Genomic DNA, 20226 nt, shown 5'->3' with positions numbered 1-20226 from the left:
AAGAACGGCCTACGGCCGCTGGACCTCCTGGAGGTCCCAGCGGCCGCCCTCGAGCTTCAGGCGCTTTCCTGCGCGGCGGCGCGCCCGGTCTGCCTGCCGGAGAACAAGCAGCCGCCGAGGAACGTCCCTTCCAGCGCGCGGTACCCGTGCACACCGCCGCCGCCGAATCCCGCGACCTCGCCCGCCGCGTAGAGACCGGGAATCGGCTGGCCCGTCGACCCGAGCACGCGCCCGGACAGATCGGTCTGCAGGCCGCCGAGCGTTTTGCGGGTGAGGATGTTCATCCGGATCGCGATCAGCGGGCCCGCCGCCGGGTCGAGGATCTTGTGCAGCGGAGCCGTGCGGGCGAGGCTGTCGCCGGTGTAGGCGAGTGAGTTGCGGACGCCCATGATCTGGCTGTCCTTGGTGAAGGGGTTGTCGACCTGCTGGTCGCGCAGGGTGATCTGCCTGCGCAGGTCGTCGAGACGGATCCGGTTGCCGCCGGCGAGCCTGTTCATGCCGGTGACGAGGTCCGGCAGCGAGTTCGCGATGACGAAGTCCTCGCCCTTGTCCATGAACGCCTTGACCGGCGGGGGAGTGCTGTTGAGCAACCGGCTGGCGAGGTAGGCGATGAGGTCCTTCCGGGTGAGCTCCGGGTTCTGCTCGGAACCCGAGAGCACGAACTCCTTGTCGATGATCTTCTTGTTCAGCACGAACCACGAGTAGCCGTGCCCGGAGCGCTGGATCAGCTCCAGCGTGCCGAGCGTGTCGTAGCTGGGCATGCCGGGGCTGGGGAAGCGGCGGCCCTCGGCGTCGAACCACAACGACGAGGGCGCGGCGAGCACGCGGATCCCGTGGCCGGGCCAGATGGGCGTGTGGTTGGCCAGCCCCTCCGTGTAGTGCCACATGCGGTCGCGGTTGACCAGCCGGGCTCCGGCCAGCTCGCTGATCGCCAGCATGCGGCCGTCGACGTGCGCGGGCACGCCGGTGATCATGCGGGCGGGCGGGGTGCCGAGGCGGGCGGGCCAGTTGCGCCGGACGAGGTCCTGGTTGCCGCCGATACCGCCGGAGGTGACGACGACCATCGGCGCGTACAGCTCGAAGTCGCCGACCTTGGTGCGGGAACTGGGTGTGCCGCGCGCGGCACCGCTGGGCTGCAGGACGCTGCCGCGCACACCGGTGACGGCACCGTTCGTGGTGATGAGCCCGTCGACCTGGTGCCGGAACCGGAAGGTGACCGTGCCCCGTGCCACCGCGGCGCGCACGAGCTTCTCGAACGGCTCCATGACACCGGGGCCGGTGCCCAGCGTCAGGTGGAAGCGCGGCACGGAGTTGCCCGGCCCGTCGGCGAGCTGCCCGCCGCGTTCGGCCCAGCCGACGATGGACACCCACCGCATGCCCAGCCCCGCCAGCCACGCGCGCTTCTCGCCCGCGGCGAACTCCAGGTACTTCTCGGCCCACCGCGACGCCCAGTAGTCCTCGCCCATCGGGTCGTCGGCGCCGCGGTCGAAGCCCGCCGTGTTGAACCAGTCGGTGCGGGCCAGTTCCAGCGAGTCCTTGATGCCCGACAGCCGCTGCTCGTGGGAGTCGACGAAGAACAACCCGCCCAACGACCAGAAGGCCTGGCCGCCGAGGCTGGCCTCGGGCTCCTGGTCCACCAGCAGAACCCGCCTGCCCGCGGCGGCGAGCTCGGAGGTCGCGACGAGCCCCGCGAGTCCACTTCCGACGACGATCACGTCCGCGTCGACCCTCGGCGCGGCGGAGGCCCGGCCCAGGCCCAGCGTGGTCATGGTCGTGCTCGCGGCGAGAGCGCTTCCAGCCGTCAAGAGGTTGCGGCGGCTGATGTTTCTGCGGGGTGCACTCATCGTTGAGTCCTCCGTCGATCTGCTCGCGGGTTGACACAACGTAACCAGGAAGAGACCGGGCGCAGATAGGGTCGCGCCACCAAACGCCATCGACCCCGTTGTGTCCCAGCCACAACGACGTCCCGGAGGTGCTGTGCGGGACCAGCGGATGACTGCGATCGCCCTGCAGGTGATGGCGGCCATGGCCGCCGACGACAAGGTCGTGACGAGGGTCGTCGAGGCCGCCCGCGAGAACTCACCCGAGGTGGCCCGGCTGCCGGAAGCGGAGAACCGCAGGCACATCACCACCCTGCTGACCGAGGGCGTCGCCCACCTCGAACGCGGCGACGAGCACGACGACGGCGACTTCTCCGCGGCACAGGCGCTGGGGGCCGACCGCGCGGCGCAGGGCGTCTCCATCGCGGGGCTGCTGCGCGGCTTGAACGCGGGCCGCAACGAACTGATCCGGGCGGGCGTCGAGCTGGCCCGCGGGATCGGTGTCGACGACACCACGATCCTGGACTTCATCATCGACGTGGACCACTACGTCGGCGCCGTCGAACGCCACATCATCAGCGGCTACCACACCGCCGAGCTCCAACTGGCCCGCACGGCCCGCGACCTGAACACCCAGGTGCTGCGCCGCCTCCTGGTGCCGGACGACGACTTCCCAGACCCGGCGGAGCTGAACCGGGCGGGCCTGCGCCCCGGCAGCCGCTACCACTGCGTCGTCTCGGAGGTGACCGACCCGAGCCACGCCAGAGCACTCGAACAACGCCTGCACCCCTTCGGCGGTCTGTACGGACTGGTCGAGGGACGACTGGCGGGCCTGACCGACGACCCGCCGTGCTGGCCGGACGACGACGCGCCCCTGCTCGTGGTCTCTCCCGCCACCGCATTGACGTCGTTGCGCGGGACGTACCCGATCTGCGCGCAGGCACTCGCGGCGGCGTCGGCACGGGGAGCGCACGGCGTTCACCTGCTCATCGAGCTGGCCGCGGAGACGGCGCTGGCCGCCCACCCGGAGATGGCCGGTGCCCTGGCCGACGAGCTCCTGCACCTGCTCGACCCGAAGAGCTCGTTCCACCAGGAGATAGCGGCGACCGCGCTGTGCTACCTGGACCACGGCCGGAGGATCAGCGCCACGGCGACCGCGTTGCACATCCACGCCAACACCGTTCGCTACCGGCTCGACCGCCTGGCGGAACTGACGGACATCGATCTCGGCGAGACCCCGCGGTCGCGGCGTTCCCACGTGCTCACCACCCTCCACACGTGGTGGGCGCTGCGCACCTGGATCGACCGCGGGGTCCAGCCAGGTCCGCTCAGGAGATCGTGATCGTGGTCTGGTCGAGGTGGTAGTGCTTGATGAAGCTGTACGTGGACGCGATCATCACGGCCTGGCCGACGCAGATGCGTCCGCTGGGGCTCGGGGTGAGCTTGGCCTTGTGGCGGTAGAGGAACCAGCCGGGCCCGTCCCGGTGACCCAGCGAGCCGAGGTCGGCGAAGCCGTCCCAGCCGCCCTTGGTTCCGCGGCCCGGATCGGTGACGCAGCTCGCGCGCACCGAGGCGTTCACGTGGTTGACGCCGCCGGTGCCGATGTCCCCCTTGTCGTCGCTCCAGACCCAGAACGACAGGTCCACCTCGACCGGTGCCGCGGTGCCGACGTCGAACTCGCGCTCGATCCAGAGCAGACCGCAGTCGCTCCGGCCGTGCGTGCCGAAGTCGACGCTGTGGACGCCGTCGCGGGCTCTTCGGGCCGACCGCGTCACCGACGAGTCGTGCGGGCGGCACTCGGGGACCCCGGTGTCCTGGTCGGTCTTGGCGACCCAGCCCTCGTAGTCGTTCTCGTAGCTGTAGGTGTACGTCGTGGCGGCGCCGGCGGTGGGGGCCGGGCCGAGGCACATCGCCATGACGACGAGTACCAATGTGGACGGACGCACGCGCGCTCCTTTCACGCGGCGGCGACCCCTATCTCAACCAGGCGCCGAGCCGCGGCGGAACCGCCGTTCGGCAGTCCTTGTGCCGTGCATACGTTTCGATAAGTTCCACCTGTTCGACGAAGGCCCGCAGGACTGCTGAGGTCTGATCAGCGCGGGTAGGTGTGGATCTCGGTCGCCTTCAACGAGACCCACAGCGGGTCGCCGGGCTGCAGGCGCAGTTCGGCGACGGTCGCGGTGGTGATGTCGGCCAGCACGGTCGGCGTGCCGTCGAGCTCGACGCGGGTGGTGTGCGCGTGCTGCTCGATCCCGGCGACCGTGGCGGGCCACGTGTTGCGCGGGCTGCCAACGGGTTTCTCCGGGTACAGGCTCACCGCGCTGGGCGGGAACACCACGTGCACCGGGCCGGACACCGGCTCGGCGACGGTGAGTGCGCCGCCCTCGTCGAGGTGGATCTCCGTGCCGTCGGCGGTGCCGCGGTAGAAGTTGAGGCCGACGAGGTGGGCGACGTAGTCGGTGCGCGGCTGCCGGACCACCTCGCGCGGTGTGCCGTGCTGCACCACGCGGCCGTTCTCGAGTATGACGAGCCGGTCGGCGAGCACCATGGCGTCGAGCGGGTCGTGGGTGACCAGCAGCGTGTGGCCGGGGTAGTCCCGCAGGTGCCGTCCGAGCTCGGAGCGCACCCGGAGCCGGGTGCTCGCGTCCAGTGCGGCGAGTGGTTCGTCGAGCAGCAGCAGTTCGGGGTCGGTGGCCAGTGCGCGGGCGAGTGCGACGCGCTGGGCCTGGCCACCGGACAGGGTGCGGGGCTTGGCTCCGGCGAACTCGGCGAGGCCGACCTGGTCGAGCCAGCGCGCCGCCACCGCGTTGGCGTCGGCCTTGCGGGTGCCGCGGGCGCGCAGGCCGAACGCGACGTTGTCGAGTGCGGTCATGTGTGCGAAGAGCAGGTAGTCCTGGAACACCACGCCGATCGGCCGTCGCTCGGCGGGCAGGTCGTCCCAGGTGGACTCACCGAGCCGGATCGTGCTGTCGCTCACCAGGAGTCCGGCGAGCGCGCGCAGCGCGGTGGTCTTGCCCGCGCCGTTGGGGCCGAGCAGTGCGACGACCTCGCCGGGCTCGATCGTGAGGTCGACGTCGAGCGCGAACGTCTCGCGGGTGACGTGCAGGGCGGCGTGCAACGTCATGTCGCGCCACCGATCCAGCGGTCGCGCAGGCCGGCCAGCACCCCGACGGACACGAGCAGCAGCACGATGCTGAGCACGATCGCCGCGTCCGGATCGGTCTCCAGCGCGAGGTAGACCGCGAGCGGCATGGTGGTGGTCTTGCCGGGGAAGTTGCCGGCGAAGGTGATGGTGGCGCCGAACTCGCCGAGCGCGCGGGCCCAGCACAGCACGGTGCCGGCGACGACACCGGGCATGACCGACGGCAGGGTCACCCGGCGGAACGTGAGCCAGCGCGACGCGCCGAGCGTGGCGGCGGCTTCCTCGAACCGCGGATCCGCCGCGCGCAACGCGCCTTCGACGGAGATGACGAGGAACGGCATCGCGACGAACGCCTCGGCCAGCACGACACCGGTGGTGGTGAAGGGGAGCGAGACGCCGAACCACTGGTCGAGGTACTGGCCGACGAGCCCGCGCCTGCCGAGCACCAGCAGCAGCGCGACGCCTCCGACGACCGGTGGCAGCACGAGCGGAACCGTCACCAGCGCGCGCAGGAACCCGCGGCCGGGCACGTCGCCGCGGGCCAGCAGCCACGCGAGCGGGACGCCGAACAGCAGGCAGATCACGGTGGCCAGGCTCGCGCACACCAGGGAGAGCTGGAGCGCCTGGCCGACCTCGGGGCTGAACAGCTGGCTCGGCAGGGTCGCCCACGGTGCCTTGGCGAGCAGGCCCGCCAGCGGGACGAGCAGGAACGCGAGCCCGATCAGCGCGGGCAGCACGAGGACGACAGGCCGCCGTCCCCGAGCCGTTCGGGTCTTGGTCACGGTGCCGCGAAGCCGGCTTCGGCGAGCGCCTTGCGCCCCTTGTCCGACAGGACGTAGTCGACGAACGCCTTGGCCGCCGCGGCGTTGGGCGCCTTGGCCAGCGGGGCGATCGGGTAGTCGTTGACCGCCTGGTCGGCCTCGGCGAACTCGATGCCCTGGACCTTGTCGCCCGCGGCCTTGACGTCCGTGCGGTACACGAGCGCGCCGTCGACCTCACCGAGCTGCACCTTGGTGAGCACAGCCTTCACGTCCTGTTCCAGCGTGTCCGGCGCGGGCGTGACCTTCGCGACCTGGAACACCTTCTTGGCCGCCGCACCGCACGGCACCTGCTCCGCGCACAACGCGATCTTCTTGTCGGCCTGGGCGAAGTCCGGCAGCCCGCTGATCTTGCCGGGGTTGCCCTTGGGCACGACGATCTGCAGCGTGTTCTTCACGAACGTCGTCGGCGAGGCGGTGACGGCGCCGGTGTCCGTGACCTGCTTCATGTTCGCCGGCGCGGCCGAGGCGAACACGTCGGCGGGCGCACCCTGGTTGATCTGCTGCGCGAGAGCGGAGCTACCAGCGAAGTTGAAGTTGACCTTCGAGCCGGGGTTGGCCGCCTCGAACTCCGCGCCCAGCTCCTTGAACGACTCGGTGAGCGACGCGGCGGCGAACACGGTGATCTCGCCGGTGACGGCAGGCGGGCTGGTGGGAGGGACGAGACCGGGGCCCGACACGCCGCAGCCCGCCAGTGCCACGGCCGCTGCGACGGCAGCCAGCAGCTTCTTCATCTCAGGCCTCCGGGATCTCGACGACGACGTGGGTGGACTTGATGGAGGCCACGGCGACACTGCCGACCTCGAGACCGAGCTCCTCGGCGGACTCGCGGCTCATCAGCGACACGATCCGGAACGGGCCCGCCTGCATGTCGACCTGCGCCATCACGCCGTCCTTGATGACGCGGGTGACGATGCCGCGCATCCGGTTGCGCGCGGACGCCGCGACCGTCGCGCCGGTCTCGGTCGCCTCCGACAGCTGCTGCGCGAACGCGGCCAGCTCGGCGCCGTCCACCGCCTTGCGGCCGTTGTCGAGCACGATCGAGCTCAGACGGCCCTGGTCGATCCACCGGCGCACGGTGTCGTCGCTGACACCCAGCAGCGCGGCGGCCTCGCTGATCCGCAGATTCGGCATGAATCGGAGTCTAGATCCGTGTCAGCGGATCGCCAGCGGCACGACAGCTGCGGATTCAATCGTTACTTTCAGCCGAGTACGCGGAGTAGAGCGCGACTTTCGTTCCGCGTTCACGGTTCGCCAGAGATCTAGAGCATCAGCGCAGGTCTCCAACTGTGCGGGACGTGTCCGGCGTGCGGGTGGCGAGGATTTACCCCTGAAGACATCCGATCTATAGTCGGACAGCCGCCGCAGGCACCCGTGGGAGGGAATCTCGATGCGTCGAGCTGCGGTCGTCGCGGTAATCACGTCGTTGATCGTCTTCAGTGGTTCGTCCGCTCATGCCGCACCCGCCGTGTCCGTGTCGGTCGACCCGGCGAGCAAGAGCCGCGTCGGCACGGACTTCGCCGGTTTCAGCTACGAGAAGGACCGGGTCGGGGCGCGCATGTTCAACGCGCGCAACGCCGACCTGGTGAAGCTGTTCAGGCTGCTCGGTCCCAGCCTGCTGCGCATCGGCGGCAACCTGGTCGACATGACCGGCTGGAACCCCGATGGCGCGGGTGGCTCGGAGAAGGAGGTCGCGCCGTCCGACGTGCGTGAGCTCTCGCTGTTCCTGAAGGCCACGGGGTGGAAGGTCGTCTACGGTCTCAACCTCAAGACCAACACCCCGGCGAAGGCCGCGGAGGAGGCGGCGGTCGCGGCGAAGGTGCTGGGTGAGGACCTGGTGGCGTTCGAGATCGGCAACGAGCCGAACGTCTACGTCAAGACGTGGCCGGAGTACGAGGCGCTGTACACCTCGTTCGCCGACGCGATCAGGGCGAAGGTGCCCGGCGCGAAGTTCGACGGTCCCGGTGAGGCGAACAAGACCGCGTGGGCCGAGGACTTCGCCCGCACCCAGAAGGACAAGGGCGCGAAGATCCTGTCCACGCATCAGTACATCGCCCGCAACACCGAGGCCTCCATCCCCGGGATGCTGGCGTCGAACTCGTCGGGCAGGCTGCCGAACGCCTCGGCGGCCATGGAGAAAGCCTGGTCTGCCAACGGAATCCCGCAGTGGCGCGTCACCGAGGCGAACAACTACTACCACGGCGGCGCGGCCGGGGTGAGCGATGTGCAGGCCGCGGCGTTGTGGTCGCTGGACTACCTGTCGGGCGTCGCGGCCCGGCGCGGCTCGGGCATCAACTTCCACGGCGGCACCTCGACGCAGTTCCCGCTGCACTACTCGCCGATCAAGTACTCCGGGCTCGATCCCGTTGGTGTGCAAGGTGTCTACTACGGTGAGCTGCTCTGGAAGCTGGCCGGGCCCGGCGCGTACCACGCCGCGTCCGTGACCGGCGGCTCGGACATCACCGCGTGGGGCATCGGCAACAACGCGTTCGTCAACAACAAGGGCGGGGCCGCGGTGACCGCGACCATCACCCTGCCCTCGGGAGCGAGCAAGGCGCGCGTCTACGTGCTGACCGCGCCGTCGCTGGACTCCACCGCCATCACGATCGCGGGCTCGAAGGTCGGCAAGAACGCGGCGTTCACCCCGCTGCCCAAGACGGTGCCCGTCTCCGGCAAGAAGACCAAGGTCAACGTTCCGGCGCACAGCGCGGTGCTGGTGACGACCGGCTGACCCGGCTCGCACGAAGACGGCCACGCGGAGGCAGACGCCACCGCGTGGCCGTCTTCATGCGTGAGAGCGATTACATCGAACCCTTGACATCGGACGTCTGTCAGGCGACTGATCCCGGTTCAACGCTTTAGGATCACTATTGCTTCAGTGTTGACCAAAAATAGCTCCCGGACTCGTGGCCGGTACTGCGCGGCTGCGCCGATCGCTCGGGATCACCTGCTGTGCCGACTGTGATCACGGTCAGTCCATCAGCTCGCGCACCCGCGGCACGACCTGCGTTCCGTAGAGCTCGATGGTGGTCATGAGCGAGGAGTGGGACAGCCCGCCCATGCCGTACTTGAGGTCGAAGCGACTCGCCTGCAGCACCCGGAGGGTGGCGGCGATCTTCTGCGCGACGGTCTCGGGTGAGCCGACGAACAGGGCGCCGTGCGGGCCGACCTCGTGTGCGTACGACTCCTCGGTAGGGACGGCGAACCCGCGCGTCTTGCCGAGCCGGGTGATGAGCTCCCGGTAGTGCGGCCAGAACTCCTCGCGCGCCTGCTCGTCGGTGGCGGCGACGTGGCCGGGGGAGTGCACGCCGATCGGCAGCGGGTCGCGCCCGAACCGCTGCAGCGCCTGCAGGTACAGCTTCGAGAACGGTGCGAACCGCGACGGGTGCCCGCCGATGATGGCGAGCATCAGCGAGAACCCGTACGCCGCGGCGCGCACGACCGACTGCGGGCTGCCGCCGACGCCGATCCACGCGGGGAACGGCTCGGTGTGCGGCACCACGTCCTGCTCGTGCAGCGAGGAGCGCGTCTTGCCCTGCCAGGTCACCGGGCCGCCCTTGAGCAGCTCCGCGAACAGGTTCGTCTTCTCCTCGAAGAGGTCCTCGTAGTCGGCCAGGTCGTAGCCGAACAACGGGAACGAGTCGATGCTCGACCCGCGGCCGAGTATGACCTCGGCCCGGCCGTCCGACACGGCGTTGAGCGTGGAGTAGCGCTGGAACACCCGCACCGGGTCGTCCGAGCTGAGCACGGTGACCGCGGAGCCGAGGTGGATCCGGCTGGTGCGGGCGGCGATGGCGGCGAGCACGACGTCGGCCGCCGACAGCGGCATGTCCGGCGTGTGGTGTTCGCCGATGCCGAAGAAGTCGACGCCGACCTGCTCGGCGAGCACGCCTTCCTCGACGAGGTTGCGGATCGTCTGCGCGTGGGACAACGGGTGGCCGTCACGATCGTTCGTGACGTCTCCGAACGTGTCCAGTCCGAACGTGATCACAACAGACCTCCTGCCTGTTCGAATTCCGATCTGGTGAGCGCGAGCCCGAAGACGGGGCCCGCGGGCTCGAGCAGCCGCCCGGCGGCGAGATCGCCCACCCGGACGGCGTCGAAGCCGAGGCGTTCGATGAACGTCGCTACGACGCCGACCGCGGCCGGGTCGTCCCCGGCGACGCCGAGCGCGCGTCCGCGTGGCTCTTCCATCTCGTGGTAGGCGATGTGGTTGAGCGTCTTGACCACCTGTGCGCCGGAGAGCTTCTCGGCGACGTGCTCGCTGGTGCCGGTGGGGCTGTCGGCGGGCGGCCACTCGTTCATCGCGTCCACGACGACCTTGCCCGCCAGCGGTCCGGGGTCGAGGGAGGTGAACCGGTGCCACGGAATCGCGAGCACGACGAGGTCCGCGTCACCGACGGCGTCGGCCGCCCAGCGCGGCTCGGCACCCGGTGCCAGGAACTCCGCGATGAGCGCGATGTCCTGCGGATCACCGGAAGCCGCGATCGACACGTCGTACCCGGCCGCAACCGCGAGCCGCGCGATCACGGGGCCGACGTGCCCCGCTCCGAGAACCGCGATCCTCATGACGCACCATGCCTTCCCAGTGTTCGCAGGATGTCGTCGAGCGCCTCGAACTGCCGCGGTGTCAGCGCATCGGCGAAGTGCTTCTTGATGGCCCGCGTGTGCGGCGGCGTCGCACGCCGGAACACGTGCGCGCCCTCGTCGGTCAGCGCCACCACGGCACCCCGGCTGTCCGTCGCGCAGTCGTGCCGCCTGATGAGCCCGCGCCGCTCCATCCGGCCGAGGTGATGCGACAACCGGCTGCGTTCCCAGTCGATGCGCGCCGCGAGCTCGGAGGACCGCAGCTGCTTCCCCTCGGCCTCCTTGAGCGCCAGCAGCACCTGGTAGTCGTTCGGCGACAGGCCCGACTCCTGCAACTGCGCACCGAGCGCGCGGCGCAGGTCGTTCGTCGTGTCCAGGAGGGCACGCCAGGTCGCGAGCTGCTTCGAGGTCAGTCGCTCCACCACACTCACCTCCCTGATTGACATGTCAATATTGATATGTCAATCAGATGCCGGTTTATTCCGCCGCGCCGGGCGGTCGGCAGGCTGCCGCGGATGTACGGCTACGAGGCCAACTTCGGGGACGTCACCGAGCTGGACGCGCGGGACGCCGCGGCGCTCACGGCGATGGACGAGCACTCGCCGGGACTGCCGAGCGATCCCAACAACCCCGGTGCTCCGCTCAGCGCCCAACCGGCGGTGACCGCGGGCTGGGGCAGCGCGGCGGACGCGCTTTGGCGAGTCGCCGGGTCCTCCTCGGACGATGTCGTGCAGCTCGTGGCGGTGCTCGACGCCTTGGTCGCCGACTTCCACGCCGCACCCGCTGAAGACCACGTGTGCACCGAGATCCTTTCTCTGCTCGCCTGGGCTCGCTCAGCCATCGGCACCGCCACCAAGCCGCATCTCGGCAAAGCCGTCATGGCGGTGGCGAAGCACGGCGCCAGCAGCGACCTCGACTCGCTGCTGGCCGTGCTCGACCGCACGGATCTGGCCTCCACGGGTCGTTTCGGCACCGACCTGCTGGCCGCTGGCCGCCGGCGGCTGGCAGGTGCCGACGAGGCGGCGCATCGCCGGGCCGGGTCCCGGCTCGCCGCTGTGTTCACCGACGAACGCCTGCCGGTGGACCTTCGGGCGGCGGCGATGCACCCGTTCTGGGACTCCGAGCACCACACGGCATTGGACCAGTCCGGCGCCGTGGTCGCCGTGCTCGGTCACGACGACATCGAACTGTCGGCCACCGCCGCGCACGGGCTGGCGATGTTCGAGGTGCACCTGCCGCTGGTCCGTCGGGTCGCTGCGGCTTGGCCCGACGAGGTGCCGTGGCGGGCGCAGCTGGTTCGCGAGCGCCTGGCCGGTCGCTGAGCAGGATCGGTTCGTGTGCACGGTTTGTATGCACGGTGCGGCGGAAGAACATTTGCTGCCAACGCTTTCCGCAACTGCGCCGCGCACGGCAGCCGGGTCGCGTACGGTGCCCGTCCATGACTGATCTTCTCGCCGCCGCGGAGCTGGACGCGGTGGCGGGGCTGCTGCCCTCCGTCCCCGGTAGCGCGTCTCCGGCGTGGTGGGCGTTGCCCGACAGCCACAGCCATCGGTTCGGCGACGTCGCCGCCCACCTCGCCGCCACCGGTCGCGTCGACGAGCTCGCCCGGCTCGTGGTCGACCTGCGCTGGGTGGCCGCCCGGCTCGCCCACGGCGGAGTGCCCGGTGTCCTGGAGGATCTGGCGCTCGTCGACGATCCGGTGGCGGCGGTGCTGGCGCGGATGATCGGCCGGGCAGGCCATCGGCTCGAGCCGACCCCTCCGGCGGCCCGGCTGGGGCCCGCGCTGGCCGGCCTGCTCTCGTCCACACCGGACCTGGTGCCGCTGGTCGAGGCGTACGTCCCGACGCTGCCTCTCCCGTACCTGATCGACCGGTGGCCGGTGCCGGACCGCAACCACCCGGCGCTGCGCCGCGTGCTGAGCCCGCCGTGGGGTACGACGAAGACGATGGTGCTTGCCCCGGACGGAACCTGGCTGGCGAGTGCGGGCCGCGACGGCGTGGTCCGGATCTGGGACCCGGCCACGGGCGGGCCGCTCGCCTCGCTGGAAGGCCACCAGGGTGCCATCACCGCGCTGGCGGCGGCCGCGGACGGGTCGTGGCTGGCGTCGGCCGGTGAGGACCGCACGGTGCGCATCTGGGACGCGGCAGGGGAGGAGCTGCCCCGCTCACTGTCCGATGTGGACGTAAAGGTGACCGCGCTGGCCGCAGCGCCGGACGGCACGACGCTCGCGCTGGCCGGTGAGGACCAGCGGGTGTGGCTGCACGACATCGGTGGGCAGCTTCCTCCGCGTCGTCTCGTCGGGTCCGCGGGAGAGGTCGCCGCGATGAGGTACGGGCCGGACGGCACGTGGCTGGTGACGCTCGCCGGCAACGGCGCGGTCCGCGTGTGGGACCTCGTCAGCGGGCGCGCCCGCACCGTGGTCGAGTCGGTCACGCCGAGCGTCGTCCGGCGCTACGGCCCGTTCACCACGCTCGCCGTCGCGCCGGACGGATCGTGGCTGGTGACCGCAGGGCAGGACGAGACGAGGACAGCCAGGGTGCTGGACGTGGCCACCGGCGAGGTCCGAGCCACGCTGAGCGGCCACACCAGCGCGGTGACCTGTGCGGCGGTCTCACCGGACGGGGCCTGGATCGCCACCGGGAGCGGTGACAACGACGTGCGGGTGTGGGACCCGGTGACCGGCGAGCAGCGGGCGGTGCTGCCCGGCAACGGTGGTCTGGTCACGGCGGTGGCCATCGCACCGGATGGCGCCTGGCTGGCCGCAGCGGGCTACGTGGGCGCGGTGCACCTGTGGGACGCGGGTGGCGTGCCGGTCGCTGCGGTTCCGTACGTGTTCGGCGTGGAGAACCTCGCCGTGGCCCCGGACGGGACCTGGCTGGCCGCCTGCGCCGGACGGACCCTGGAGCTCCGCCGGACCACCGACGGCACCGTGCGGTCCGCCCTGAACGTCGGCAGCACCCCGAACGCGCTCGCCATCGCGCCGGACGGCACCTGGCTGGCCACGGCCCACTTCGACGAGATCTGCGTCTGGGACGCGGGCACGGGGGACAAGAGGCTCACCATGGCCAGGGGCGGTGGCCTGGTGCGCGGCCTGGCCGTCGCGCCGGACGGCACCTGGCTGGCGGCGGTCGACACCGGGGACACCCGGCGTTACGACTCCGCCCGCGACGGCAAGCTCCGGATCTGGGACACGTCCACCGGCAAGCTCCGTGCCACGCTCGCCGGGCACCACGGCGAGGTGAGCGCGGTGGCGGTGTCCCCCGACGGCACCTGGATCGCCACCGGCGGCACCGACGGGACGATCCGCACCTGGGACGTCGCCACCCGCGAGATGCGGGTGACCATGAGGTCCCGAGCCCACCGGGTGAACGCGGTGGTGATCGCGCCGGACGGTACGTGGCTGGCGAGCGGGGGCAGCTTCGAGGACATCTGGATCCTGGACACGGCCACCGGCGAGATCCGCGGCCAGATCAGGACGAAGGGCGGCCAGGTGAGCTGGTTGGCGCTCTCCCCGGACGGGACCCGGCTGGCCTCGGTGTGCTGGGGCGCGGTCGAGGTGTGGCAGGTCGCGACGCGTCGGCTGGAGGTCGCGGCGCGCATGCCCGAGCAGTCGTTCCAGTGCGACTGGCTCCCGGACGGCAGCGGGCTGTGCGTCGGCGGCAAGGACGGCGTGCACCTGCTCGACCTCGTCAGCGGGTGATGGCCTCAGCAGGTGACGACGTGGCCGCTGCGCGGCTCCGCCCGGCCCGCCAGCACGTCCAGCCACATCTGGGCGAGCTCGTCCGGCCCTTGGTGCCGCACCACGTCGACCCAGCCCTCGGCGCGCACGGCGAACCGCCGCCACGCGTCGCCGAACCGCTGGTCGAGTCCGTCCTGGCCCCAGTCGTCGATCCGCTTGCGCATCTGGGCGGGCGCGAAGAAGACCTCGCTCCGGGCTCCGCCCGCTGACCGCTCCTGGTGCGTCAGGCCGATGACGACGTCCTTGACCAGGTCGTCGCCGAGTTGCCGGTACAACGAGGTTCGCACGTCGCCGTCGCCTGCGAAGTCCAGGTAGGCGGTGCGCACGGGGTCGAGCCGCGCCTCGGAGTACGTGGCCACGGTGTCGTAGCAGCCGAGCGACTCGGTGAACTCGACGTTGCGCGGTGACGTGAGGCCGACGACCCGGACACCGGAGTCCTTGAGCAGGAACGCCGTTCCGTACGCCGTCTTGCTCGACGCCGAGGACAGGACGACGACGTCCGCGGCGAGCGTCTCGTCGCTCACCAGCTGGTCGGCCAGCAGGAACGACGTGTAGAACAGCGGCCGGTACAGCACGGCCAGTTCCTCGTGCCCGGCGTCGGTTTTCGAGAGCGTGTAGCGGTTGTAGGCCGCGGGCAGGTCCCGCCGGTGCGGAGTCGCGTCGACGAAGCCTCCGGCGTCGATCCGCTCGGGGCGGACGACCAGGTGGCCGCCCATGGGCAGGTAGCCGTAGACGCGGCTGCCGGCGGCGAGCTCGTCGACGGTCGAGGAGACGACGTCGGCGAAGCCCCACACCGGCACGATGCCCCGGCCCTCGTTCGCCGGGAAGAAGTCCCAGTAGCGGAAGTCCTCGCCGAGCACGCCGTACGTCACGTTGTTCGCCGTGACCCCTACCAGGTCGACGCGCAGCAGCACCTCGCCCGCGTTCAACTCCGGAGTCTCGGCGCGCACCACCTCGACGTCGTCCAGGTTCTTGCGCCCCACCTGCAAGGTCCACGAAGACTCAGCCATGCGCCGATCCTCGCACGACTCGATCAACCGGCGGAGGCCCGCTCGTCGTGACCGCGCACGACCTGCACGGACGTGCCGCGCAGCCGGTCGGAGCACTCGCCGCACCGCAGCCGGGGGTGGAACGCGCGTCCGCAGCCGGTGTGGGTCAGGCGCAGCGCCGGTCCTTCCGGTGCCTGGAACCAGCGATGCCCCCACTCGACCACCGTCGCCACGACCGGGAAGAACGACCGGCCCTTCTCGGTGAGGTGGTAGACGGGGCGTTGCGGGTTCGGTGTCGCGACGAGGACGCCGATGTCGCAGAACGTCCGCAGCCGGTCCGCGACGACCGTGGGCGGAGCGCCCATGCGCTGCTCGAACTCGCCGAAGCGGGTGGCACCGAGGAACGCCGCGCCGACCAGCGCCGTCGACCAGCGGTTGCCGATGAGCGCCATGGTCTGCGGGACCAGCTCGGTCGGACGAGCGCCCGAGTGCGCCCGGCGGCGGGTCACGCCGGTGGGGATGCTGCGTTCCCAGCCGCCGCTCGGCCCGAACCTGCCCCGCACGTCCTTGGCCTCGGTGACCTCGTCGCACGCCTCGCAGCACAGCAGCGGGCTGAAGACCTCGCCGCACTTGGAATGCCGCATCTCGGGCAGGTTCTCGCCGGGCACCCAGCGCTGCTCCCACGCCCACATCGACAGCAGGATCGGCCACATCTGCCTGCCGCGCCGGGTGAGCCGGTAGTCCTTGCGCCCCTTGTCGTTCAGGCCGTGCTGCAGGACGTCGGCCTGCACCAGCCGGTTCAGCCGCGCGGTGAGCACCGCGGTGGAGATCGGACCGGCGCCCAGCCACTCGCCGAACTGGGTCAGGCCCTCGGTCATCGCCTGCTGCACGATCCACAGCGTCCACTCGTCACCGACGATGCCGTTGCTGACGGCGATCGCGTTCGGTCCGCCCGCCTCGAGCGGGGTGACGCGGCCGGGGTTCGGATCCATCGCGGGGATTATGCCCGCACGCGCTCGACGAGAACGGCAACGCCCAGGCCCGCCGCGCCGCTGACCGCCGCGACGCCGTAGCGCCCGTCGCGCCGCTCCAGTTCGTCGACGCACTGGCCGACCAGTATCGCGCCGGTGGCGCCGAAGGCGTGCCCCATCGCCATGGTGCCGCCGTTGGGGTTCATCCGCTCCGGCCCGGCGCCGAGGTCGCGGCGGAACCGCAGGCACAGCGCGCTGAACGCCTCGGCGAACTCGAAGACGTCGATGTCGGCCGGTCGCAGCCCGGCCTTGGCGATGACCCGCTCGACGGCCGACTGGCCCGCCGTCAGCATGATCACCGGATCGGCACCTGTGGTGGCGCTGGCGACCACCCGCGCGCGCACCGGCAGGCCGAGCCGCTCGCTCGTCTCTGCGTTCCCGAGCAGGAGCAACGCCGCGGCGTCGGCGAGCGCGGGGGAGGTGCCCACCGTGTGCAGGTGCCGGATCTCGCCGACCTCCGGGTGCGCCGCCAGCGCGACGGCGTCCTGGCCGGACGCGCCCAGCTCGGCGAACGCGGGCGGCAGCGCGGCCAGGCTCTCCGCGGTCGTGGGCCGGATCAGCTCGTCGCGGGCGAACTCGCCGACCGGGACGACGCTGTCGTCGTAGAACCCCGCGTCCCACGCGGCGGCGGCCTTGGTGTGCGTCTCCACGCCGTACGCGTCGAGCTCCGCGCGCTCGAAGCCGTCGATGGTGGCGTTGAGGTCGGCAGCGATGCCCATGTGCACCGAACTGGTCCACAGTGGACCGTTGTCGGCGAACATCGGGACGCGGGAGACGCTCTCGACGCCGCCCGCCACGGCCAGCTCGAGGTCGCCGCCCCGGATCCGGGCCGCGGTCTGGGCGACCGCGTCGACGCCGGACGCGCAGAACCGGTTGAGCGTGACGCCTGGGACGTGCCCCCAGCCCGCCAGCAGCACCGACGTGCGGGCGATGTTGGCGCCCTGCTCGCCGACCTGCGTGGCGGCGCCGATCGTCACGTCGTCCACGTGCGCCGGGTCGAGCCCGGTGCGGGCGACGAGCGCGTTCTCCAGCAGCACCAGTGCGTCCAGCGGGGTGACGTGGTGCAGCGAGCCCTTGGGTGATCCCTTGCCGCGCGGGGTGCGGACGTAGTCGAGAACGTAGGCTTCCACTCTGCTAGTTGTAGCGTATTAACTCTGTTTGTTGTAGTAATGGTGGGGTGAGAATCTCGGTAATCGGTGGCTACCAGACCGACTTCGCCCGCAACACCGTGCGCGAAGGGCTGACCTTCGCCGACCTGTTCGCCGAGACGGTCCAGCACACCTTGGACCGGGCGGCGGTGTCGCCCGCCGAGGTCGGGGTCATCCACGTCGGCAACGCGTTCGGCCAGCTCTTCACCGGCCAGGGGCACCTGGGAGGCTTGCCCGCCACCGTCGAACCGGCCCTGTGGGGAGTGCCCGCCGTGCGGCACGAGGCGGCGTGCGCGTCGGGCTCGATGGCCGTGCTGGGTGCGATGGCGGACCTCGAGGCGGGGCGCTACGACGTCGCGCTGGTGCTCGGAGCCGAGATCGAGAAGACGGTGGACGCCGCACTGGGAGCGCAGCACATGGGTGCCGCCGCGTGGGTCGGTCACGAGGGCGAGACCGCGAAGTTCATGTGGCCGCACATGTTCGACCTCCTGGCGGACGAGTACGACCGCCGGTACGGGCTGGACGACAGGTACCTGCACGCGATCTCCGAGCTCAACGTGCGCAACGCGCGGCGCAACCCGAACGCGCAGACCCGCGGGTGGAACTACACGCCCGAGAGCTTCACCGCCGACGACATCGCCAACCCCGTGGTGGAGGGCCGGATCCGGCGCACCGACAGCAGCGCGCTGACCGACGGTGCGGCAGGCGTCGTGCTGGTGAGCGACCGCCATCCGGCCGCCCGGCCGAGTGCGGTGATCGCCGGCTGGGGACACCGCACCGTCGGCCTGCCCCTCGCGCAGAAGCTGGCGCGGTCGGCCGACGAGCCGTACGTGCTGCCGCACGTCCGCATGACGATCCTCGACGCGTTCGCCAGGGCGAGCGTCGCCGACGTCGGTGACGTGGACCTGATCGAGACCCACGACTGCTTCTCGATGAGCGAGTACGCCGCCATCGACCACTTCGGCATCACCGCGCCCGGCGACAGCTGGAAGGCCGTGGAGGCGGGTGACCTGGAGATCGGCGGGCGGATCCCGGTCAACCCCAGCGGCGGGCTGATCGGCGGCGGCCACCCGGTCGGCGCGACCGGTGTGCGGATGGTGCTCGACGCGTACAAGCAGGTCACCGGAACGGCAGGGGAGTACCAGGTCGCGGGAGCGAAGACCGCGGTGACGCTCAACATCGGCGGCAGCACGACCACGTGCGCCGCGTTCGTCGTGACTCAGGAGGGATAGCAGGGATGGACATCGAGGTGCTGGGCCGCGCGCTCACGACCCTTCCGGCCGACGACGACCACCCGTACCGCACCGGTCCGTGGCGGCCCCAGCAGGTGGAGCGCGGTGCCGTAGACCTCGAGGTGACCGGTGAGATCCCGGCCGACCTGGAGGGCGTCTACCTGCGCAACACCGAGAACCCGGTGCACCCGGCGGTGGAGATCTACCACCCGTTCGACGGTGACGGGATGGTGCACGCGGTCGGTTTCCGCGACGGGAAGGCGTTCTACCGCAACAGGTTCGTCCGCACCGACGGGTTCGTCGCCGAGCAGGAGGCAGGCGGCCCGCTGTGGGCGGGCATCGCCGAGGACCCCCGGCGCTCGCCGACGCAGACCGGTTGGGGTGCGCGTGGCCGGATGAAGGACGCCTCCAGCACCGACGTGGTGCTGCACAACGGTGTCGCGCTGACCAGCTTCTACCAGTGCGGCGACCTCTACCGGCTCAGCCCGACCACGCTGGAGACGCTCGGCAAGGCGACGTGGAACGGCGGATTCCCCAGCAACGCCGGGGTTTCGGCTCACCCGAAGTACGACGAGCGCACCGGTGAGCTGATGTTCTTCAACTACAGCACCGAAGCGCCGTACATGCACTACGGCGTGGTCGACGGACAGGACAACCTGGTCACCTACGTCGACGTGCCGTTGCCCGGACCGCGGCTGCCGCACGACATGGCGTTCACCGAGAACTACGCGATCCTGAACGACCTTCCGCTGTTCTGGATGCCCGAGGCGCTGGCGCAGGGCAAGTACATCGCGAAGTTCCAGCCCGACATCCCGACCAGGCTGGCCGTCATCCCGCGCCACGGCACGACCGCGGACATCCGGTGGTTCGAGGCCGATCCCACCTACGTGCTGCACTGGACCAACGCCTACGAGCAGGGCGACGAGATCGTCCTCGAGGGGTTCTTCCAGACGAACCCCCAGCCGCCCTCCGGTGGCGGCACGCTGTATCAGCGCATGTTCCGCTTCATCGACAACGACCAGCTCCGGCCGCGGCTGCACCGCTGGCGGCTGAACATGAAGACCGGTCTGTGCAAGGAAGAACGCCTCAGCGAGCTGACCACCGAGTTCGGCATGATCAACCAGGAGTACGCTGGCAGGCCGCACCGCTACAGCTACGCCGCGACCTCCCCGGTCGGCTGGTTCCTGTTCGACGGCCTGGTCAAGCACGACTCGCTGACCGGCGCCGAGGAGCACTACCGGTTCGGCGACGGCGTGTTCGGCAGCGAGACCGCGATGGCGCCCCGGATCGGGTCGAAGTCCGAGGACGACGGCTACCTGGTCACCATCACGTCCGACGTGAACCGCGACCTGTCCGAGTGCCTGATCTTCGACGCCGCGGACGTCAGCGCGGGTCCGGTCGCCCGGATCCGGTTGCCCGAGCGGGTCAGCAGCGGGACGCACTCCACCTGGGCGCCGGGTGCGCTCATCACCGGCTGGGAGAACGACCCGACGGCGGGCTTCGCCCTGTAGATCAGTCCTCGAAGCTGCCGGTGAGGTTGGCGGTGTTGGTGCTCCCCGGTGAGCCCGCACCGCCGGTCCGAGTCACCGGTTTCCCGTCCGCGGTGGCGGTGGCCGAAAGGCTGCCGCCACGGTGCCGCATGCTCAGCTTCCACTCGTGGCGCCCGGATCCGTACGGGATCTCGAACCTTGACACTGTCACGATTGCAGTGTCAGTATCG

General features: G+C 70.8%; 19 protein-coding genes. 6 read left to right on the top strand and 13 right to left on the bottom strand.

The window, feature by feature from the left end; translation table 11 throughout:
• Positions 1 to 56 precede the first annotated feature (56 nt).
• Positions 57 to 1769, bottom strand: a complete 1713-nt coding sequence (locus FKR81_RS28230) for an FAD-binding dehydrogenase (protein ID WP_222598428.1) — start codon at positions 1767 to 1769, stop codon at positions 57 to 59.
• A 223-nt stretch (positions 1770 to 1992) separates the two neighbouring features.
• On the opposite strand from FKR81_RS28230, the gene FKR81_RS28225 reads away from it, so the two are divergent.
• Entirely contained in the window at positions 1993 to 3162 is a 1170-nt protein-coding gene (locus tag FKR81_RS28225) for a helix-turn-helix domain-containing protein (protein ID WP_146356235.1), read from the top strand.
• On the opposite strand, the gene FKR81_RS28220 is transcribed toward FKR81_RS28225, so the two are convergent.
• The 5 genes from FKR81_RS28220 to FKR81_RS28200 form a co-directional block, all read right to left on the bottom strand.
• Positions 3149 to 3766: a hypothetical protein gene (locus tag FKR81_RS28220; RefSeq protein ID WP_146356233.1), complete on the bottom strand. Its 618-nt coding sequence runs from the start codon at positions 3764 to 3766 to the stop codon at positions 3149 to 3151. The genes FKR81_RS28225 and FKR81_RS28220 overlap by 14 nt on opposite strands.
• A 146-nt stretch (positions 3767 to 3912) precedes the next feature.
• Positions 3913 to 4944 (bottom strand): ABC transporter ATP-binding protein, encoded by a 1032-nt coding sequence (locus FKR81_RS28215; RefSeq protein WP_146356231.1) that lies wholly within the window; start codon positions 4942 to 4944, stop codon positions 3913 to 3915.
• Complete coding sequence (gene modB, locus FKR81_RS28210; RefSeq protein WP_146356229.1) at positions 4941 to 5744, bottom strand: molybdate ABC transporter permease subunit; 804 nt, start codon at positions 5742 to 5744, stop codon at positions 4941 to 4943. Before modB ends, FKR81_RS28215 begins: the two co-directional genes overlap by 4 nt.
• On the bottom strand, positions 5741 to 6514 hold the full coding sequence (gene modA, locus FKR81_RS28205; RefSeq protein WP_146356227.1) for a molybdate ABC transporter substrate-binding protein: 774 nt from the start codon (positions 6512 to 6514) through the stop codon (positions 5741 to 5743). The genes modB and modA overlap by 4 nt, the downstream gene beginning before the upstream one ends.
• A gap of 1 nt (position 6515) precedes the next feature.
• Positions 6516 to 6914, bottom strand: a complete 399-nt coding sequence (locus FKR81_RS28200) for a TOBE domain-containing protein (protein ID WP_146356225.1) — start codon at positions 6912 to 6914, stop codon at positions 6516 to 6518.
• A 256-nt stretch (positions 6915 to 7170) separates the two neighbouring features.
• Between FKR81_RS28200 and FKR81_RS28195 the strand changes: the two genes are divergently transcribed.
• Complete coding sequence (locus FKR81_RS28195) at positions 7171 to 8511, top strand: glycosyl hydrolase family 79 C-terminal domain-containing protein (RefSeq protein WP_146356223.1); 1341 nt, start codon at positions 7171 to 7173, stop codon at positions 8509 to 8511.
• A 240-nt stretch (positions 8512 to 8751) separates the two neighbouring features.
• On the opposite strand, the gene FKR81_RS28190 is transcribed toward FKR81_RS28195, so the two are convergent.
• Genes FKR81_RS28190 through FKR81_RS28180 form a run of 3 tightly spaced genes read right to left on the bottom strand, consistent with a single transcriptional unit; the run spans position 8752 to position 10789 of the window.
• Positions 8752 to 9771, bottom strand: a complete 1020-nt coding sequence (locus FKR81_RS28190) for an LLM class flavin-dependent oxidoreductase (RefSeq protein ID WP_146356221.1) — start codon at positions 9769 to 9771, stop codon at positions 8752 to 8754.
• Positions 9768 to 10349: an NADPH-dependent F420 reductase gene (locus FKR81_RS28185; RefSeq protein ID WP_146356219.1), complete on the bottom strand. Its 582-nt coding sequence runs from the start codon at positions 10347 to 10349 to the stop codon at positions 9768 to 9770. The genes FKR81_RS28190 and FKR81_RS28185 overlap by 4 nt, the downstream gene beginning before the upstream one ends.
• Entirely contained in the window at positions 10346 to 10789 is a 444-nt protein-coding gene (locus FKR81_RS28180; RefSeq protein ID WP_235921814.1) for a MarR family winged helix-turn-helix transcriptional regulator, read from the bottom strand. Before FKR81_RS28180 ends, FKR81_RS28185 begins: the two co-directional genes overlap by 4 nt.
• Positions 10790 to 10825: 36 nt before the next feature.
• On the opposite strand from FKR81_RS28180, the gene FKR81_RS43780 reads away from it, so the two are divergent.
• Both FKR81_RS43780 and FKR81_RS28170 read left to right on the top strand, forming a co-directional pair.
• A complete protein-coding gene (locus FKR81_RS43780) occupies positions 10826 to 11689 on the top strand; it encodes a hypothetical protein (RefSeq protein ID WP_186763213.1) in 864 nt (287 codons plus the stop codon).
• A 116-nt stretch (positions 11690 to 11805) separates the two neighbouring features.
• Positions 11806 to 14067, top strand: coding sequence for a WD40 repeat domain-containing protein (locus tag FKR81_RS28170; protein WP_146356215.1), 2262 nt, complete (start codon positions 11806 to 11808; stop codon positions 14065 to 14067).
• Positions 14068 to 14072: 5 nt separating this feature from the next.
• Here the strand turns inward: FKR81_RS28170 and FKR81_RS28165 are convergent, their stop codons facing one another.
• Genes FKR81_RS28165 through FKR81_RS28155 form a run of 3 tightly spaced genes read right to left on the bottom strand, consistent with a single transcriptional unit; the run spans position 14073 to position 17256 of the window.
• Positions 14073 to 15116, bottom strand: a complete 1044-nt coding sequence (locus FKR81_RS28165) for a DUF2855 family protein (protein WP_146356213.1) — start codon at positions 15114 to 15116, stop codon at positions 14073 to 14075.
• Between the two features lie 23 nt (positions 15117 to 15139).
• The gene (locus FKR81_RS28160; protein ID WP_146356211.1) at positions 15140 to 16087 is read right to left on the bottom strand and encodes a winged helix-turn-helix transcriptional regulator; all 948 of its coding nucleotides are present in this window, start codon (positions 16085 to 16087) and stop codon (positions 15140 to 15142) included.
• A gap of 8 nt (positions 16088 to 16095) precedes the next feature.
• Positions 16096 to 17256, bottom strand: a complete 1161-nt coding sequence (locus FKR81_RS28155) for an acetyl-CoA C-acyltransferase (RefSeq protein WP_146356209.1) — start codon at positions 17254 to 17256, stop codon at positions 16096 to 16098.
• 47 nt (positions 17257 to 17303) lie between these two features.
• On the opposite strand from FKR81_RS28155, the gene FKR81_RS28150 reads away from it, so the two are divergent.
• A complete protein-coding gene (locus FKR81_RS28150) occupies positions 17304 to 18506 on the top strand; it encodes an acetyl-CoA acetyltransferase (protein WP_222598427.1) in 1203 nt (400 codons plus the stop codon).
• A 5-nt stretch (positions 18507 to 18511) separates the two neighbouring features.
• Positions 18512 to 20017 (top strand): carotenoid oxygenase family protein, encoded by a 1506-nt coding sequence (locus FKR81_RS28145; protein ID WP_146356207.1) that lies wholly within the window; start codon positions 18512 to 18514, stop codon positions 20015 to 20017.
• Position 20018: 1 nt separating this feature from the next.
• Here FKR81_RS28145 and FKR81_RS28140 read toward each other — a convergent pair whose 3' ends face one another.
• Entirely contained in the window at positions 20019 to 20207 is a 189-nt protein-coding gene (locus tag FKR81_RS28140) for a hypothetical protein (protein WP_146356205.1), read from the bottom strand.
• Positions 20208 to 20226 lie beyond the last annotated feature (19 nt).

The sequence above is a fragment of the Lentzea tibetensis genome, from assembly GCF_007845675.1.
Taxonomy (GTDB): Bacteria; Actinomycetota; Actinomycetes; order Mycobacteriales; family Pseudonocardiaceae; genus Lentzea; species Lentzea tibetensis.
Note: the sequence above shows the minus strand (reverse complement) of the source record. Positions and strands in the feature narration are given on the sequence as shown.

Excerpts from the sequence above, each read along its gene's own strand:
- FKR81_RS28200 (WP_146356225.1), bottom strand. The coding sequence starts at position 6,914 with ATGCCGAATCTGCGGATCAGCGAGGCCGCCGCGCTGCTGGGTGTCAGC.
- FKR81_RS28225 (WP_146356235.1), top strand. The coding sequence starts at position 1,993 with ATGACTGCGATCGCCCTGCAGGTGATGGCGGCCATGGCCGCCGACGAC.
- FKR81_RS28160 (WP_146356211.1), bottom strand. The coding sequence starts at position 16,087 with ATGGATCCGAACCCCGGCCGCGTCACCCCGCTCGAGGCGGGCGGACCG.
- FKR81_RS28170 (WP_146356215.1), top strand. The coding sequence starts at position 11,806 with ATGACTGATCTTCTCGCCGCCGCGGAGCTGGACGCGGTGGCGGGGCTG.
- FKR81_RS28230 (WP_222598428.1), bottom strand. The coding sequence starts at position 1,769 with ATGACCACGCTGGGCCTGGGCCGGGCCTCCGCCGCGCCGAGGGTCGAC.
- FKR81_RS28145 (WP_146356207.1), top strand. The coding sequence starts at position 18,512 with ATGGACATCGAGGTGCTGGGCCGCGCGCTCACGACCCTTCCGGCCGAC.
- modA (WP_146356227.1), bottom strand. The coding sequence starts at position 6,514 with ATGAAGAAGCTGCTGGCTGCCGTCGCAGCGGCCGTGGCACTGGCGGGC.
- FKR81_RS28165 (WP_146356213.1), bottom strand. The coding sequence starts at position 15,116 with ATGGCTGAGTCTTCGTGGACCTTGCAGGTGGGGCGCAAGAACCTGGAC.
- FKR81_RS28185 (WP_146356219.1), bottom strand. The coding sequence starts at position 10,349 with ATGAGGATCGCGGTTCTCGGAGCGGGGCACGTCGGCCCCGTGATCGCG.
- FKR81_RS28195 (WP_146356223.1), top strand. The coding sequence starts at position 7,171 with ATGCGTCGAGCTGCGGTCGTCGCGGTAATCACGTCGTTGATCGTCTTC.
- FKR81_RS43780 (WP_186763213.1), top strand. The coding sequence starts at position 10,826 with ATGTCAATCAGATGCCGGTTTATTCCGCCGCGCCGGGCGGTCGGCAGG.
- FKR81_RS28215 (WP_146356231.1), bottom strand. The coding sequence starts at position 4,944 with ATGACGTTGCACGCCGCCCTGCACGTCACCCGCGAGACGTTCGCGCTC.